Origin of the sequence: Flavobacterium sp., from assembly GCF_044357305.1 — a bacterium.
GTDB lineage: Bacteria > Bacteroidota > Bacteroidia > Flavobacteriales > Flavobacteriaceae > Flavobacterium.
This window is the reverse complement of record NZ_JBIKPS010000002.1, coordinates 68,958-84,987: the sequence shown is the minus strand read 5'-3', so window position 1 is coordinate 84,987 and position 16,030 is coordinate 68,958. Positions and strand designations below refer to the sequence as shown.

The following is a 16,030-nucleotide window of genomic DNA, read 5'->3' as shown; positions in this document are numbered from 1 at the left end:
GAAGTTACGATTTTCTTCCGTCTTCCAACTTCCGTCTTCCAACATTCAAAACTATAAAATTTAATTTCCGTTGCAAATATCCAACTTTTTCAACTATTTTATAATTCTTATGGCACAAACTTGTAACAAAAAACGTAATTTCGTGTCAAATTGAGATTATGAAAGGAGTTTTTAAAGAAAATATAAAGATTGCATTAGGTTCTATTCGCGCCCAACTGCTTCGTACGATTCTAACCATTGTGATTATTGCTATAGGAATTACTGCTTTAGTGGGGATTCTAACGGTGGTTTCGGCAATTGATTACACCCTAAATTCAAAGTTTGCTTCTATGGGTTCGAATACTTTTAGCATCAACCAATATGAATTTAGTACTAGAAATCAAGGTGGTGGCGAAATTGAAAAAGTAAACCCTATTATTTCTTATCCCCAAGCTAAAGCCTACAAAGAAAAATACGATTATCCTTTTACCCGAACTTCCCTTTCTTTTACAGCTACTAGAACTGCCGAAGTAAAATTTGAAAATGAAAAAACCGATCCAGAAATTGCTGTTTTGGGAATTGATGAATATTTTACCGCAAACAATGGTTTTGAAGTTGTTCAAGGAAGAAATTTTAATGAACTCGACATTTCCAACAATTCGTATACTTGTATTGTGGGTAGTGATTTTGCAACCAAAGGACTTCTAAAAGACGTTAATCCTATTGATAAAACGATTTCCATTCGTGGGGCAAAATTCAAAGTAATTGGGGTATTAAAAGAAAAGGGGTCCACTTTTGGAAACAATCAAGATTTACGGGTTTTGATTCCGATTCAAGTGGCGCGCTCCTTATTTTCGGCACCAAGTATTAATTACACCATAAGCACTATGGTAGATAAAAAAGAACTATTTGAAGCCGCTGTGGATAATGCAACGGTTACTATGCGAAAAATAAGAAAACTAAATCCGGTAGAAGAAAGCAATTTTGGTATTTCTAGAAGTGATGATTTGGTGAACCGAATTGCCGAAATGACTGGAGTTTTGAGTGCTTCTGCTTGGATAATCGGAATTATTACCATACTAGGTTCTTCTATAGCATTAATGAACATTATGATTGTTTCGGTAACCGAAAGAACACGAGAAATTGGCGTCCGAAAATCGTTAGGAGCCAAACGTAAAACTATCGCTTGGCAGTTTTTTATGGAGACTTTAATTATTGGTCAAATAGGTGGTTTCGTGGGAATTATCTTCGGAATATTAGTAGGATATCTTATGGCATCCCTAATGGAATTTGGATTTGTAATTCCGTGGGGCGCTATCCTTGCTGCTGTTATTACCAGTTTTCTTGTAGCACTTGTTTCTGGTTTATATCCTGCTATTAAAGCATCTAAGTTAGATCCTATTGAGGCGCTGCGATACGAATAGAGGTACGAAATACGAGGTACGAAATACGAGGTACGAAATGAGAAGTATTAAGTTTAAAATAAAAAATATAGAAAATGATTGATATGAAATCACGAACAAAAAAGTTTACGATTGATTGTTCTTTTTTATGTTCAAAATTACCTAACTCAAGAGAGTATAATGCTTATGTAAATCAATTAATACGATGTTCCAGTTCTGTAGGTGCAAATTACAGAGCGTCGCAAAGGGCTAAATCTGGAGCAGATTTTATTAATAAATTAAAAATCGTTGAAGAAGAAGCCGACGAAAGTAATTTTTTCTTGGAAATTTTATTAGAAATAAATAAAAATCCTGAGTTGAAAATTGAAATAGAAAAACTCCTTAAAGAAGGAAATGAAATTTTAGCAATTGTTGTAGCATCCATAAAAACTGCTAGAAATAATCAAATTAAAAAATAGTAGCATTTTTACCTCCAACCTCGCACCTCGTATTTCGTATTTCGTACTTCCAACCTCGTACCTCCAACCTCGTACCTCGTACTTTTCCTTACCTCGTACTTCGAATCATTCTATCGTTTCCGTAAATATCCTTTTTTAATTCAATATTTTTAAAACCTAAATCCTCAAGTAATTCAACTGTTTCTTTACCAAGATATTGATTGATTTCAAAAAAAAGCTGTCCGTTTTCTGAAAGATTTTCTTTTGCTAAATTTGCTATTTTTCTATAAAAAAGTAAGGCATCGGTATCTTCAACAAATAAAGCCAAATGGGGTTCATATTCCAATACATTAGGTTTAATTTCGGCTTTTTCTAAATTTCGAACATAGGGTGGATTGGAAACAATTATGTCGAATTGGGTTGGAAGTTGGAAGTTGGAAGTTGGAAGCTCTGCCAAATCGTTGATTTTTAAAATATCTACATTAATAAAATTCACCACAATCTTATTAATCTCCGCATTTTTTTTGGCTGTAGCCAATGCTTTTTCGGATACATCAATAGCAGAAACTTCTGCGTTTGGAATGTTTTTGGCCAACGAAATGGCTATACAACCACTACCCGTTCCGATATCCAGAATTCGCAACTTCGTACTTTGTATTTCGTAATTCGTACTTTTTATAATCCATTCTACTAATTCCTCTGTTTCTGGTCTTGGTATTAGAGTATTTACATTTACTAAAAATGGCAAGCCATAGAATTCCGTTTCTCCTAATATATATTGTATCGGTTTTTCTTTTTTCAATTCGGCCAATACACTTTCCCAACGAAGTAGTTGCATGGCATCCATTTCCATATTAGGACCCAAAGCCAAATCAATTCGTTTTTTATTATGAAAACATTCTAATATAAGATAAAAGAAACTTTCAATTTCTTGTGCATCATATATTGTAGAAAGTTCTAGGAGAAATGTGGTTCTGTAGGTTTTTAGTAGCATTGGAAATTCGAATTTAAAACTTGGAATTTAATTCTTTTATCATCCACACCGGGCAACTAGTATGACCAGTTCCTCCAAGTGGTTCATTTAGATATTCAAAGCCAACTTTTTTATATAATTTTTGAGCATTCAGCATTACTGGAAGGGTTTCTAAATAGCATTTATCGTAACCAAATTCAGTTGCTTTTGCTAAACATTTTTGAATCATTTCCATACCAATTCCTCTGCCACGAGCCTCTTGCAAGAAATACATTTTTTGCAATTCACAAATGTTTTCAGTAGAGTTTTCCAATTGGTTTACTCCTGCTCCCCCTATTATTTTTCCGTTTTCTTCCACTACAAAATAAATTGCTTTAGGGTTTTGGTAGGCTTCATACATAAAATCCAATTGGGTATCTGCAAAGGCAGTTCCAGTTTTTGGATAATCATCGGCAATAAAAACCTCCCGAATAACCTGTGCAATTTGCTTGTTATCTTCTTTTTGGATTTCTCTTAGTATCATAAAAACGAAACTTCTAAACTTTCTAAACTCAAAAAATCTTATTTTTGTGGTGTGAAGATACATGAAAAATACATAAAACGTTGCATTGAATTGGCCAAAAATGGTTTAGGAACTAGTTATCCAAATCCGTTAGTGGGAAGCGTAATTGTATATAATAATGAAATTATTGGCGAAGGCTGGCACCAAAAAGCTGGTGAACCCCATGCCGAAGTTAATGCTATCCATTCGGTTAAAGATAAATCGTTACTTTCAAAATCTACGATTTACGTGAGTTTAGAACCGTGTAGTCATTTTGGAAAAACCCCTCCGTGTTGCGATTTGATAATTGCAAATGATATTCCGAATGTAGTTATTGGCACTATTGATCCTTTTGCAAAAGTGGCTGGAAACGGCATTAAAAAACTATTGGAAGCGGGAAAAAAAGTAACTATTGGAATTCTAGAGGACGAATGCAACGAATTGAACAAACGTTTTTTTTCTTTTCATACTAAAAAGCGTCCTTATATTATATTAAAATGGGCCGAAAGCCAAGACGGATTTATTGCACCTTTACAAAGAGAGAAAAAACAACCCGTTTGGATAACTAATGAATTTTCACGTCAATTGGTGCATAAATGGCGCAGCGAAGAACAAGCCATTTTAGTTGGGACCAATACCGTCCTAGAAGACAATCCCACTTTATCTGTGAGAAATTGGATTGGGAATAACCCAATACGAATTGTTTTGGATCAAAAGAAAAGAATTCCAAAAGAAAGTCCTATCTTTGATAATCAAGCAAATACTCTTTTAATTTCAAAAGATACTATCAATTTCAAGAATGCTATTGCTTCTGAAATTGCGGATTTCTTATTTAAGAATGAAATTCAATCCGTTATTATTGAAGGGGGAAGACAAACATTGCAAACCTTTATTGATGCAAATATTTGGGATGAAGCTAGAGTTTTTAAAGGAGCTATATCCTTAAAAAACGGCATTAAAGCTCCATTAATTACATCAGTAAATGCAAAAAAAGAACAATTATTAGATGACCAACTTTTAACTTTTTTAAATTATGATTACAACCATCATTTTTGATTTTGGAGATATTTTTATCAATTTAGAAAAAGAAGCTCAAGTAGAAGCTTTTAAAAAAATTGGATTACCCTCTCCAAATGAAGACCTAATAGCCCAAAACGATTTATTTGAAAAAGGAAAAATATCCGCTCAAGATTTCTTAGAGTCCTTTCAAAAATATTTACCAAATGCAAGTTTAAAAGAAATTAAAGAGGCTTGGAATACCATAATTGGAGATTTTCCTTTGCGTAGATTAGAGTTTTTGCAATTGCTTTCCTATAAATACAAATTATTCTTATTAACCAATACCGATGAAATTCACATCGATAGGTTTGAACACAAAGTTGGTATTTCTTTTTTTAGCGACTTTTACCAATGTTTTGAAAAAGTTTACTATTCCTATGAAATGGGAATGCGCAAACCAGATTCAGCAATTTACTCCTATATATTAAACAAACACGATTTAAATCCTAGGAAAACTTTATTTGTTGATGACAAAAAAGTAAATACCGATGCAGCTGAAAAACTGGGAATGCAAGTATGGAATTTACAAGTGGGACAAGAAGATGTAGTGGATTTATTTAATCAAAAACATTTATTACTTTAAAATTACTTTATGGAAGTTATATCGAATGTATAGAGGGACCACAAGTCATGCATATGATGAAGATAAAGCGAACGAAATTTATAATGAAATTCCAGGTTTTCTTAATGAAATTCAATATTTAATTAAGCAATTGAAAAAAACGAATTAAAAGATGTCTGAAAACACTATTCATATCAGTAATAATCAACTACAAACGACTAAGTCTATTTTAAAGAAAAGTATCACTAAAGAAACTTTAATATGGATTTTTGGAAGTAGAGTTTCCTCTAATTACAAACCTTATTCCGATTTAGATATTGCTCTACAAAACACAAGCAATAAAACTATTTCTTTAAAAACATTGGCTTCCATAAAAGCTGATTTTATTGATTCTGACTTGCCTTGGAAAGTAGATGTAATTGACTACAATTCTATTTCAGGTATTTTCAAACAAAATGTAGACGCATCCAAAATCAATTTACAATTAGAATAAATTACCCCTTCGCACTTCAAAAAATTGACAGATACCTACAAAACAATAGCATCCCCATCAGAAGAAACTTTATTCAAAGAAAAAAACAGTAAGTTTTTTGGCTATGCATTTCCAGTAACTACCGAAGACGAAGTGAAAAATCATTTAGATATTTTGCGGAAACAACATTATGGAGCTGTTCATTACTGTTATGCATTTCAAATTGGCACCGAAAAAATCCAATTTAGAGCCAATGATGACGGAGAACCAAGCAATACTGCAGGCGCTCCCATTTATGGTCAAATACAGTCGTTTGGTATAACTAATATACTTGTAGTGGTAGTTCGCTATTTTGGTGGAATAAAATTAGGCGTTGGTGGGTTAATTTCCGCTTATAAAACTTCGGCACAAATGGCAATAGAAGCTTCTGAAATTGTAGAAAAAACAATCAATATTCATTTTATAATCACCTTTGATTATAAAAACATGAACAAAGTTATGCGAGTTATTAAAGAGAAAAACTTGCAAATTATCTCCCAAAAGATGGAATTGGGTTGTGAAATAGAGATTTCTATTCGTAAAAAAAATGCCGAAATGATATTCGACATTTTCAATAATTTGTATGAAATAAAGATTAAATTAATAGAATAAATTTAATCATTAATTATATCTAAAATGTATTTCGGAGGCTGCATTGGCTTACCGGTTTTTAAATCAATAAAAACAAGGATAAAATGAGCATTTGTTAATAACTCTTGGTTTTCATTAAAGATTTCACAATCAAATTCTATCTTAACTCCGCTATATTTTCGTAATTTGGTGTGAACCGTAAGCAGGTCATCATATCTAGCAGGTTTCTTATAATTAAGATGCATAGAGACTATAGGCAATGCCACCCCACTTTCTTCCATAAATTTGTAGGAAACCCCTTTGTTTCTAAGCCATTCCACCCTTCCTATTTCAAAATAAGGCACATAACTTCCATGATAAACTACTCCCATTTGATCGGTTTCACCATATCGTACTCTAACTTCTACTTTATGTTCGTTCATCTATTTTTTATTGCTTTTAATCTATTATTAAAATACTCTATACAACTTTTTTTTTAAAAAAAACAGAGGGATTTATTTTTTTTAAACGATTTTTATCCACATATTTGTTATCCCAAAAAAAAAGCGGTAAAAAGCTTTTTTTCTACCAAAATAAACCATTAATTAAATTAGTAATTTCGAAACGAATATGAACAAAACTGCGCAATCAGTTTGGGAGAACTGTTTACTTTTCATCAAAGACAACATCCAAGAACAAGCTTTTAAAACATGGTTCGAACCGATTAAATCGGTTGAATTGTCAGACAACGCACTATATATTCAAGTTCCTAGTAAATTCTTTTACGAATGGTTAGAAGAACACTATGTTAAATTACTTAAGGTTGCTCTTACTAAAGAGCTTGGGAAAAACGCAAAGTTACTCTATAAAATTAAAATGGAGAACACTTATGGCAATAAACAACCATTTACAGAACAATTGCCTAGTGCACACCGTAGCCCTATAAAATCGCAAGAAGTAGATGCACCATTTAAAAACTTAAATCCAGAACTTAAAAATCCGTTTGTGATTCCTGGAATTAGAAATTTAAAAATTGAATCGCAATTAAATCCTAATTATAGTTTTGATAATTTCCTTGAAGGAGATTCTAACCGTTTGGCTCGTTCTGCCGGTATGGCTGTTGCTAACAAACCTGGAGGAACTTCATTTAACCCACTACTTATTTTTGGTGGTGTTGGTTTAGGGAAAACCCACTTAGCGCATGCTATTGGTGTAGAAATTAAAGATAAATATCCTGAAAAAACCGTGTTGTATATTTCTGCCGAAGTATTCACGCAACAATATATTGACTCTGTTAAGAAAAACAATCGTAACGACTTTATTCACTTCTACCAATTAATAGATGTGTTAATAATAGACGACGTACAATTTCTTTCTGGCAAAACTGGTACGCAAGATGTGTTTTTCCATATCTTCAACTATTTGCACCAAAATGGCAAACAAGTAATTCTTACTTCTGACAAGGCTCCTGTGGATATGCAGGATATTGAACAACGTTTATTATCTCGTTTCAAATGGGGACTTTCTGCTGAATTACACCAACCCGACTACGAAACTAGAGTTTCTATTTTGAATAATATCTTGTATCGTGATGGCGTAGAAATGCCTAACGAAATTGTGGAATATGTTGCTCAAAACATTAAATCTAATGTTAGAGAACTAGAAGGTGCTATTATTTCATTGATCGCGCAGTCGTCTTTCAACAAAAAAGAAGTTACTCTAGAACTTGCAAAAAGTATTGTAGAGAAATTTGTTAAAAATGTGAAACGTGAAATTTCTATCGACTATATTCAAAAAGTAGTTTCCGATTATTTTCAATTGGATTTGGATACTTTGCAATCCAAAACCAGAAAACGTCATGTGGTTCAAGCAAGACAGTTAGCGATGTTTTTTGCGAAAAAATTCACTAAAGCATCCTTGGCAAATATTGGATCTCAAATTGGAGATAGAGACCACGCAACCGTTTTACACGCTTGTAAAACTGTGGACAACTTGGTTTCTACCGACAAACAATTCAAAAAATTTGTAGAGGATATTCATAAAAAGTTATCTTTATAAATCACAACTTCATTTCAACCTTTTCCTTTTTTGGGATATAGAATTATTCACTATGCCAATTAAAATAGTAATGGTATGCTTAGGAAATATCTGCCGATCCCCATTGGCAGAAGGAATCTTGGCCTCTAAATTACCTAAAGAAAAATTCGTAGTAGATTCTGCTGGAACGGGTTCTTGGCATGTTGGTAAAAACCCTGATTCGCGATCTATTGCTACTGCAAAAAAACATGGCTTGAATATTTCAAATCAAAAAGGCAAACATTTTAACGCTACTTTTTTTGAAGAATTTGATTATATCTATGTTATGGATGGCTCCAACTATGACGATGTAACTTCTTTAGCAAAAACAGAAACCCATAAAGAAAAAGTAAAATTGATACTGGACGAACTTTTTCCTGGCGACAATGTAGACGTTCCAGATCCTTATTATGGCTTGCAAAATGGCTTTGATATGGTTTATGAGATGCTAGACGAAGCCACAGATTTATTAGCAAAAAAATTAATTGAGAAACATTCTTAATGAATACTAAAAACTTAAAAGGGAAACTTTATCTTATTCCAACTACACTTGGCGACTGTAATCCGGAGGATGTTTTACCACAAACGGTAAAAAGAGCCATTCAATTTATTGATCATTATATTGTGGAAAACGAAAAAACGGCACGCAAGTGCATTAAAAGCGTTTTTCCAGAAAAGGTGCAATCTTCTTTAATTTTAAGTACATTAAATAAATATACCGAAATTGCCGAGCACAATGCAATGCTAAAACCTTGTTTTGAAGGTATTAACGTTGGACTTATGAGTGAAGCCGGTTGCCCTGGTGTTGCCGATCCTGGTGCTGCCATTGTAAAATTAGCCCACGAAAAAGGAATTCAAGTAGTGCCATTGGTTGGGCCTTCGTCTATTTTATTAGCGATGATGGGATCTGGAATGAACGGACAAAGTTTTGCTTTCAATGGGTATTTACCTATTGATAAATCGGAAAAGAAAGCGGCTTTAAAGAATTACGAGAAGTTTTCGCACGATAAAAACCAATCGCAAATTTTTATAGAGACGCCTTATAGAAACAATAAATTATTGGAAGATTTATTGCAAACCTTACAGCCAAGTACCCACTTGTGTATTGCTGCAGACATCACACTTCCAACAGAATACATTAAAACTTTTCGCGTTGCCGATTGGAAAAAAGTATCCATCGATTTACACAATAGACCAACTATTTTTATTGTGCATAAAATGTAAATTTGAATTTACTGCTTTTTTTTATTCTGAATTTCACAAAACAAAGTATATCCTTTAGCCCCGATAGAAGTGGAAATCCTGGCATTGCGATACATTAAAAGTAGTATTAAATTGCTTCATTCCTCGCAAGGACAGATTGCAACGAATAGCGGGAAACTAGTTTACTAAAATGCCCGAGCCTTTCGCTGCTAATAAAAAAATTAGTGAACTTTTACAGAACTATCGGCGATTATGTTGTGGGTTTCGTAGCCTCCAAATTGCTTTAAATAACTTTTTATAGAAGTGCCATAGCCATCTTTGCATTTTTTCTTACCATTGGACTCTAAGTATTTTCGGATAGAACCTGCGCCTCCAAGATGGGCTGCTGCTAAAATTCCGGATTCGGTAACTCGAACGCCACCTATCGTTTTTCCTCTATATTCTTCAATTACGTCTTGCAACTTAAATTTATTGAATTTTATTAAAGCAACGAAAGCTTTTTCTTGCAATTCTGGACTGTTCAAGAAAAGTGAATTATTTTTTATTCCAAAAAATCGCAAAGCAGAAGTTCCGAATTGGTATTTACCCATATAGCCTAAGGAATTTACCAAATGGTATTGCCCTTGGGATTCTCTAATTCCGATTGCTTCTTTGAAACCAATGAAATGTTTTCCGATAAAAGGTAGGGTTTGACCGATATAATCAGAAGGTTTTTCGGAGGGAAATTGGTATAACAATTCCTCCTTTTCGCTTACATAAAGCCGCTTATGATTTAAAGATTCTAAGGGTTTAAAAGCACTGCTTATAAAACCAATTATCATAACGATTCCTATGTAAAACGACCATCTATTTATCATAAAGTGTGATTTCCAAGCGCTGTCACCATCTTGATATTAACGGGGCAAATATACAACTTTATTTTAAATAAAATTGAAAATCAAGCAGTTATGTATTTTAGAAGTACAAATAATGAAATTTAATTCCTTGTGAACCACTGATTTCTAACGTAGGAGCAGGAATTTTGATAGAATTAAAAACCGCAAAAAAAGTTTTTAAAAAGTGTGATTTTGTACGAATTTTCGTTAAATCGGCATCGAAACTTAGGTAAAATTGTCGCGATCTTTTGGCTTCTAAAGAGGAAAAAAGAGGGTTATTTTCGGTTCTTCCGGTGATCATTCCGTCGGCTCCACAACCAACTGCAATATTGATCCATTTTGGCACTTTAGAAGATTTAAAAAAGGAATTTACATTGGCAGAAAGCCAGTAGGTTTGCCCGTTATAATCTTTCAAAATTTGTTCGGATAACGAGCTCCCTAAAACATTTGGTCGAAGACCTGCATATTGGGTGGTGTGAAAGGAAAATTTGGGAACTATTCGTTGTTCGTTCCAGATTAGTTCTTGTGAAACGTAAAGAGCCGTTCCTGTGGCATTGGCAGCCATATCTCCCCAAGAAAAACCCCATTCGGCAGAATATCCATCGAAAACCTCAACGGCGGTCATAAATGCTAACCCAACAGTGGAACCATAAATTAGTTGGCTTTTTTTAGAACATCCACTCCATTGCAAAGCATTGGCGCCAAAAGCACCCATGTGGTAGGAAGAAAACAAATGCCCGGCTTTGTCCATTTGTAGCCATTCGTCGTTATCGTTCACCGAATGTAGGTTAGAATGGGCATAATCGGCATACCAAAGTTGGTTTAAGCCTATTAATGCACCCGAAGCCATAGTGATTTCAGCAATAACTACTCCTGTTAGTCTTTTAGGTTGTAAGGTATCGGAGGGTTTAAGGAACGACTGGAGGTTGGTTTGTGCTAATCCGAAAGGGGATTGTAACAGTATTAGAAAAATAAAATAAATAGTTTTATTCATTAACTTTAAATCTTATTTATTCTTATTTGGATTTTGACGGGTATCAAAAATTCTATTTATTTTATGTATTTTCAATTTAATTTTTTAATATAACAATCCAATCCCATTCTGCGGGATTTCCAATACCAACACTAGGAGTATATAGAAATATTTTAACTGTTGCATTCGGATTTGAAATTAAATATTGTCTAACTTTTACTAAACTTTGAACTGAAGCCCATATTGGGTTATAATTAAATGTTTCGTTATTTGGATTAAATACATTTTCAAAACCTGCATTTGGGGAAACATAATCGGCAGTCAAAACTCTATCAAATTGATTTGCATTTAATAAATTTTGTGGAAAATTCATTTGTCCGAGGCCATTCCAAACTATTGTTCCATCAAATAAAGTCTCATTCAATTCTTGGTAAATAAGTTTTATACTTCCAAAATCACTAGGAGGAACATATTGATTAATAACTGTCATATTGGAAATTGTAGAGGAAAATGACAATTCTTTTCCGCCTTCAAATGTATTTGTATTATAATCAACTTTTAAAACCAAGACATTATTTGGATTTGCTGTTGGTGTAATAGTATCATCATTATCTTTTGAACAAGAAATTAGAGTCAATATAAACATTGTTATTGTTAAAATTTTTGCTTTCATAATTTTATTTTACGTAATTATTTTTAACAAGATGCTTATGTCTGTAAAAAGTTGCGTCACTATTCCGCTAATTTTCAAATTAAAAATAAATTTTTATCTTTTAGTTCCAGTTCCGTTCAACCAATCGGCATATTTTTTAGCATTTACTTGATGCTGCGGATAGGTAGATGCAAATTCATGGTAACCGAAACGTTCTACACTCGCACAGAAATAAATATAATCGTTATTGTCTGGAGTTAAAACGGCATCAATTGCAGTAATATCCGGCATTGCAATTGGCCCTGGAGGTAAACCTATATTTACATAAGTGTTATACGGAGAACTGATGGTTAAGTCGGCATATAAAACGCGTTTAATTATTTGATCAAAATCATTATCTCTTAATTTCACTGCATATATAATGGTTGGATCGGCTTGCAAAGGCATTCCTTGCTCTAATCGGTTTAGATATACCTTGGCTACTTTTGGTCGTTCGTCTTTTTTAACGGTTTCTTTGTGTACGATAGAAGCCAAAGTCATCACTTCTACAGGAGAAAGTCCTAGTTTTTTGGCTTTCATTAATCGCTCTAGAGTCCAGAATTTTTGGTACTCTTTCAGCATTTTATCTCTAAATTTTTCGGCAGAAACATTCCAATAAAACTCGTACGAATTTGGAATAAACATCGCAATCACATTGTCTTTAGTGAACCCGTTTTGTTTCAAAAACAGGGAATCTCTAAAAACAGAAAGTAATTTAGTAGTGTCGGGTTCTATTTGAGAACTAATTCGAACGCATAAATTTTCTAAACGTTCTTGGTTGTTAAAAGCCAAATTAACGGGTACATTTCTTCTTAAAGTGGAAACCAAACCAAAACTACTTAGTCCTTTTTTGAATAAAAACCGACCTGGTTTTACATTCTTATCGTACGAACGAAGCCTTGCAATAAATTTAAAATCATTGGTATTTGTAACATAAGGAGAAATAATCTCCAACACTTTATCGTAATTGGAACCCGTTGGGATTTCAACGTAAAATTCTTTCGAAATGTCTTTGGTGTTATTGGTGAAATATTTGGCATACACCACAATAGCAAAAACTAAAAAAAGTCCTGCTGCGGCAATAAGTATGGTTTTTAACTTTGTGTTCAAAATAAAAACAGTTTTAGGTTAGTTTGTGATTTTTGGGTTAATCAACTGAAAAAGAACTTCATCGTGGTAGGAATTATTACAATAAATCCAATCTTTTTTGATTCCGATTTTTTCAAATCCAAAAGTAGCAAAAAGGTTTAAACTAGAAACATTATCTACTGCAATATTTGCGAAAAGTTGGTGTACTTGTAATTGCTTAAAGGAATAAGCAATTAAAATCCCTAATGCTTCTTTGCCAAAGCCTTTGCTTCTATCGGTTTCTTTTTGAATTACAATTCCTATTCCAGCGCGGTTGTTTTTAGGATCAAAGTCGAATAAATCGATTAAACCAATTGGGGTTCGAGAGTTTTTTATACAAATTGCCAACCGCAATTGCTTGGCTTCATATATATCTTGGTGGGCATTTTCTAGATATTGCCGAATTAAAAATTTACTATACGGAGTTTGGGTATTACTAACTTCCCAAACCGATTCGTCGTTTTCTATTTGATAAATAAAATCCAAATCTTCGGGTTCTAGTGCACGGAGGTATAAGTTGGTTCCAGTTAATGTCATAAAAGTTTAGATTTCAATTTCTCCCTCAAAAACAAAGGTTGCAGGTCCTTCTAAAAAAACATTTTCAAAGCCATTGTCGGTTTTATCAAAAGAAACTTTGAGTTTTCCACCTTCTACATCAATAGCAATGTTGTTAGAATTTGTTTTTCCGATAGCATACATGGCAATGGCTGTGGCTGTGGCTCCAGTTCCGCAGGAAAGGGTTTCGTCTTCAACGCCACGTTCGTAAGTTCGTAAACGGAAATTATTTTCGCTTAATTGGCTTACAAAATTCACATTACTTCCCTCTTTTCCATATAAATCGGAATAGCGAATGGCTGCTCCATTAGTTTTAACGTCTAAATTTTCAATGTCGTTTACTAAGGTTACGTGGTGGGGAGAACCTGTATTTAAAAACACATACTCCTCCTCTATTTTCACTTCTTTTACGTCTTTCATTTGAAGAGAAACAATTCCGTTTTCTAGAATAGTTGCATGATGCAAACCATCTGTTGCGATGAAAGTAGTAGTGTCTTTAATTATTCCGAGGCTTTTCGCGAAAGCAACTAAACATCTTCCACCATTACCACACATGGAACTTTGGTTTCCATCGGAATTGTAATATACCATTCGGAAATCGGTATTCGAATCCTTTTCTAATAAAATCAATCCATCGGCACCTATTCCGAAACGACGATCGCAAAGTTTCTCAATTAATTGCACTGCTTCTTTCGGGAAAAATTGCTCCCTATTATCAATCATTACAAAGTCATTTCCGGTTCCTTGGTATTTGTGAAATTTCATTCTTCGATTATTAAATAAAAAAGTTTCTATACCAATTATAATATAAAATAGTTTTTTTGAATTTATCCTCACCCCAACCCTCTCAAAAGGAGAGGGAGTAAAGATTGGATTATTTTATATTTATAATTGGTATTGTTGGTTTGTGCTTCGCAAAGTTACAATTATTAATGATACGTTAAAGATTGTTAAACGAGCGTTAAAGCATTTTTTTGAAAATAAAAAAAGTATAATTTTACTTTCAAATAATAAAATCCCAAATATATGAAACGTTATTCCAGTTTATTTTTAGTAGCATTATTAAGTGGCGCCACTACACTTGGCGGCTATAAATTATTTGTAGAAAAAGATTTTGGCAAAAAATCGATTATCACACAAGCATCCGAAAATTATAATAGAACGGTTGGCATGGGGCCTGAAAATATTGATTTTACCATGGCTGCTGAAAATGCAATTCATACGGTGGTGCACGTGAAAAATGTTTCGGTTAGAACCGTTTACAATCCGATTATGCAATTTTTTTATGGGTCTAATGGAGGAGCGCAACAACAAGAACAAATAGGAACTGGTTCTGGAGTGATTATTTCGGAAGATGGTTATATCGTTACCAACAACCACGTTATTAAAGATGCAACCGAGTTGGAAGTAACTTTAAATAATAAAAAAGTGTATAAAGCCAAATTAATTGGTACCGATGCCAAAATGGATATTGCCTTGTTAAAAATTGATACCGAAGAAAAATTGCCTTATTCCACTTTTGCAGATTCCGATCAGGTGAAGGTTGGCGAATGGGTTTTGGCAGTAGGAAATCCGTATAATTTAACTTCTACGGTTACCGCGGGCATCGTTTCGGCGAAAGCCAGAAATTTAGACACCAACGGAATTCAATCGTTTCTTCAAACGGATGCTGCAGTAAACCCAGGAAATTCTGGAGGAGCACTAGTAAACACTCGTGGGGAATTAATAGGAATTAACACTATGATTTCTTCTCCAACAGGAAGTTATGCCGGATATTCTTTTGCAATTCCATCCAATATTACTCGGAAAATTATTGAGGATATTATGGAATTCGGAAATGTGCAACGTGGTGCTTTAGGAATTGTTGGTAATGAAATCAACGGGCAAACTTCGAAAGAATTAGGAATTAAAGAAACCCAAGGATATTATATTTCTAAGGTTTTAAAAAATTCGGGTGCTGAAAAATCTGGTTTGCAAAAAGGGGATGTAATTATTAAATTGGATAATCAATCAATAACTACTTACCCAGAATTGACTGGCTATATCAGTACCAAAAGACCAAACGACAAAATAAATGTTACGGTTATTCGGGATGGAAAAAATCAAGTTGTGCCAGTTACTTTGGTGAAAAATGATATTATCAATACCGATTTTAAAGGTTTGGAATTGGAAAACATTGAAGCATCGGATAAAAAAAGATTCAAAATTGATTATGGTGTAAAAATTAAAGAGGTCACCAACGACCGATTGAAACCTTATGAAAAAGAACTTACTGGAAGTATTATTCTAACAATTGATGGTGCTAAGGCAACGGATGTGGAAAGTGTTTCTAAATTAGCCAATGACAAAGATGAAAATCAAGGAGTGAGCATTGAAATGATTAATAAAATGGGACAAATAATACGAATCATCATTTAATATAATTTTTAATTTAGGTTACTAGCCACCAACTTTATTGTTGGTGGTTTTTTTATGCAAAATAAATGCTAAATAA

20 protein-coding genes are annotated in these 16,030 nt (G+C 33.4%); 11 read left to right on the top strand and 9 right to left on the bottom strand.

From position 1 onward, the window contains the following. Positions 1-158: 158 nt before the first annotated feature. On the top strand, positions 159-1,403 hold the full coding sequence (locus ACIQ2J_RS02300; RefSeq protein ID WP_396166198.1) for an ABC transporter permease: 1,245 nt from the start codon (positions 159-161) through the stop codon (positions 1,401-1,403). A gap of 74 nt (positions 1,404-1,477) precedes the next feature. After that, positions 1,478-1,840: a four helix bundle protein gene (locus ACIQ2J_RS02295; protein ID WP_396166197.1), complete on the top strand. Its 363-nt coding sequence runs from the start codon at positions 1,478-1,480 to the stop codon at positions 1,838-1,840. Between the two features lie 88 nt (positions 1,841-1,928). On the opposite strand, the gene prmC is transcribed toward ACIQ2J_RS02295, so the two are convergent. Both prmC and ACIQ2J_RS02285 read right to left on the bottom strand, forming a co-directional pair. Next, positions 1,929-2,813, bottom strand: coding sequence for a peptide chain release factor N(5)-glutamine methyltransferase (prmC, locus tag ACIQ2J_RS02290; protein ID WP_396166195.1), 885 nt, complete (start codon positions 2,811-2,813; stop codon positions 1,929-1,931). 13 nt (positions 2,814-2,826) lie between these two features. Beyond that, the gene (locus ACIQ2J_RS02285) at positions 2,827-3,315 is read right to left on the bottom strand and encodes a GNAT family N-acetyltransferase (protein WP_396166192.1); all 489 of its coding nucleotides are present in this window, start codon (positions 3,313-3,315) and stop codon (positions 2,827-2,829) included. A 51-nt stretch (positions 3,316-3,366) separates the two neighbouring features. Between ACIQ2J_RS02285 and ribD the strand changes: the two genes are divergently transcribed. From ribD to ACIQ2J_RS02260, 5 genes are read left to right on the top strand one after another with little or no spacing between them, the layout of a single operon-like run. Further along, positions 3,367-4,389 (top strand): bifunctional diaminohydroxyphosphoribosylaminopyrimidine deaminase/5-amino-6-(5-phosphoribosylamino)uracil reductase RibD, encoded by a 1,023-nt coding sequence (gene ribD, locus ACIQ2J_RS02280; RefSeq protein WP_396166190.1) that lies wholly within the window; start codon positions 3,367-3,369, stop codon positions 4,387-4,389. After that, the gene (locus ACIQ2J_RS02275) at positions 4,367-4,975 is read left to right on the top strand and encodes an HAD family hydrolase (protein ID WP_396166187.1); all 609 of its coding nucleotides are present in this window, start codon (positions 4,367-4,369) and stop codon (positions 4,973-4,975) included. Before ribD ends, ACIQ2J_RS02275 begins: the two co-directional genes overlap by 23 nt. Beyond that, entirely contained in the window at positions 4,944-5,123 is a 180-nt protein-coding gene (locus tag ACIQ2J_RS02270; protein ID WP_396166657.1) for a nucleotidyltransferase substrate binding protein, read from the top strand. The genes ACIQ2J_RS02275 and ACIQ2J_RS02270 overlap by 32 nt, the downstream gene beginning before the upstream one ends. A 3-nt stretch (positions 5,124-5,126) precedes the next feature. Then, positions 5,127-5,447, top strand: coding sequence for a nucleotidyltransferase family protein (locus ACIQ2J_RS02265; RefSeq protein ID WP_396166185.1), 321 nt, complete (start codon positions 5,127-5,129; stop codon positions 5,445-5,447). A 24-nt stretch (positions 5,448-5,471) separates the two neighbouring features. Beyond that, positions 5,472-6,077: an IMPACT family protein gene (locus ACIQ2J_RS02260; RefSeq protein ID WP_396166183.1), complete on the top strand. Its 606-nt coding sequence runs from the start codon at positions 5,472-5,474 to the stop codon at positions 6,075-6,077. Between the two features lie 2 nt (positions 6,078-6,079). Here ACIQ2J_RS02260 and ACIQ2J_RS02255 read toward each other — a convergent pair whose 3' ends face one another. After that, the gene (locus ACIQ2J_RS02255; protein ID WP_396166180.1) at positions 6,080-6,478 is read right to left on the bottom strand and encodes an acyl-CoA thioesterase; all 399 of its coding nucleotides are present in this window, start codon (positions 6,476-6,478) and stop codon (positions 6,080-6,082) included. 187 nt (positions 6,479-6,665) lie between these two features. Between ACIQ2J_RS02255 and dnaA the strand changes: the two genes are divergently transcribed. Genes dnaA through ACIQ2J_RS02240 form a run of 3 tightly spaced genes read left to right on the top strand, consistent with a single transcriptional unit; the run spans position 6,666 to position 9,335 of the window. Continuing rightward, the gene (gene dnaA / locus ACIQ2J_RS02250) at positions 6,666-8,093 is read left to right on the top strand and encodes a chromosomal replication initiator protein DnaA (protein ID WP_396166178.1); all 1,428 of its coding nucleotides are present in this window, start codon (positions 6,666-6,668) and stop codon (positions 8,091-8,093) included. Between the two features lie 52 nt (positions 8,094-8,145). Continuing rightward, positions 8,146-8,613 carry a low molecular weight protein-tyrosine-phosphatase gene (locus ACIQ2J_RS02245; RefSeq protein WP_396166176.1) on the top strand — a complete coding sequence of 156 codons (468 nt, stop codon included), beginning with the start codon at positions 8,146-8,148 and terminating at the stop codon, positions 8,611-8,613. Then, complete coding sequence (locus ACIQ2J_RS02240; RefSeq protein ID WP_396166174.1) at positions 8,613-9,335, top strand: SAM-dependent methyltransferase; 723 nt, start codon at positions 8,613-8,615, stop codon at positions 9,333-9,335. Before ACIQ2J_RS02245 ends, ACIQ2J_RS02240 begins: the two co-directional genes overlap by 1 nt. A gap of 200 nt (positions 9,336-9,535) precedes the next feature. Here ACIQ2J_RS02240 and ACIQ2J_RS02235 read toward each other — a convergent pair whose 3' ends face one another. The 6 genes from ACIQ2J_RS02235 to dapF form a co-directional block, all read right to left on the bottom strand. Next, the gene (locus ACIQ2J_RS02235) at positions 9,536-10,171 is read right to left on the bottom strand and encodes a peptidoglycan-binding protein LysM (RefSeq protein WP_396166172.1); all 636 of its coding nucleotides are present in this window, start codon (positions 10,169-10,171) and stop codon (positions 9,536-9,538) included. 97 nt (positions 10,172-10,268) lie between these two features. Continuing rightward, positions 10,269-11,183 carry a DUF2279 domain-containing protein gene (locus ACIQ2J_RS02230; RefSeq protein ID WP_396166168.1) on the bottom strand — a complete coding sequence of 305 codons (915 nt, stop codon included), beginning with the start codon at positions 11,181-11,183 and terminating at the stop codon, positions 10,269-10,271. 76 nt (positions 11,184-11,259) lie between these two features. Continuing rightward, entirely contained in the window at positions 11,260-11,835 is a 576-nt protein-coding gene (locus tag ACIQ2J_RS02225; RefSeq protein WP_396166165.1) for a hypothetical protein, read from the bottom strand. Between the two features lie 93 nt (positions 11,836-11,928). Further along, positions 11,929-12,963, bottom strand: coding sequence for an endolytic transglycosylase MltG (mltG, locus tag ACIQ2J_RS02220; protein ID WP_396166162.1), 1,035 nt, complete (start codon positions 12,961-12,963; stop codon positions 11,929-11,931). An 18-nt stretch (positions 12,964-12,981) separates the two neighbouring features. Then, positions 12,982-13,518: a GNAT family N-acetyltransferase gene (locus ACIQ2J_RS02215; protein ID WP_396166160.1), complete on the bottom strand. Its 537-nt coding sequence runs from the start codon at positions 13,516-13,518 to the stop codon at positions 12,982-12,984. Between the two features lie 6 nt (positions 13,519-13,524). Beyond that, entirely contained in the window at positions 13,525-14,301 is a 777-nt protein-coding gene (dapF, locus tag ACIQ2J_RS02210) for a diaminopimelate epimerase (protein WP_396166158.1), read from the bottom strand. A gap of 261 nt (positions 14,302-14,562) precedes the next feature. On the opposite strand from dapF, the gene ACIQ2J_RS02205 reads away from it, so the two are divergent. Further along, entirely contained in the window at positions 14,563-15,954 is a 1,392-nt protein-coding gene (locus ACIQ2J_RS02205) for a trypsin-like peptidase domain-containing protein (protein WP_396166154.1), read from the top strand. Positions 15,955-16,030 lie beyond the last annotated feature (76 nt).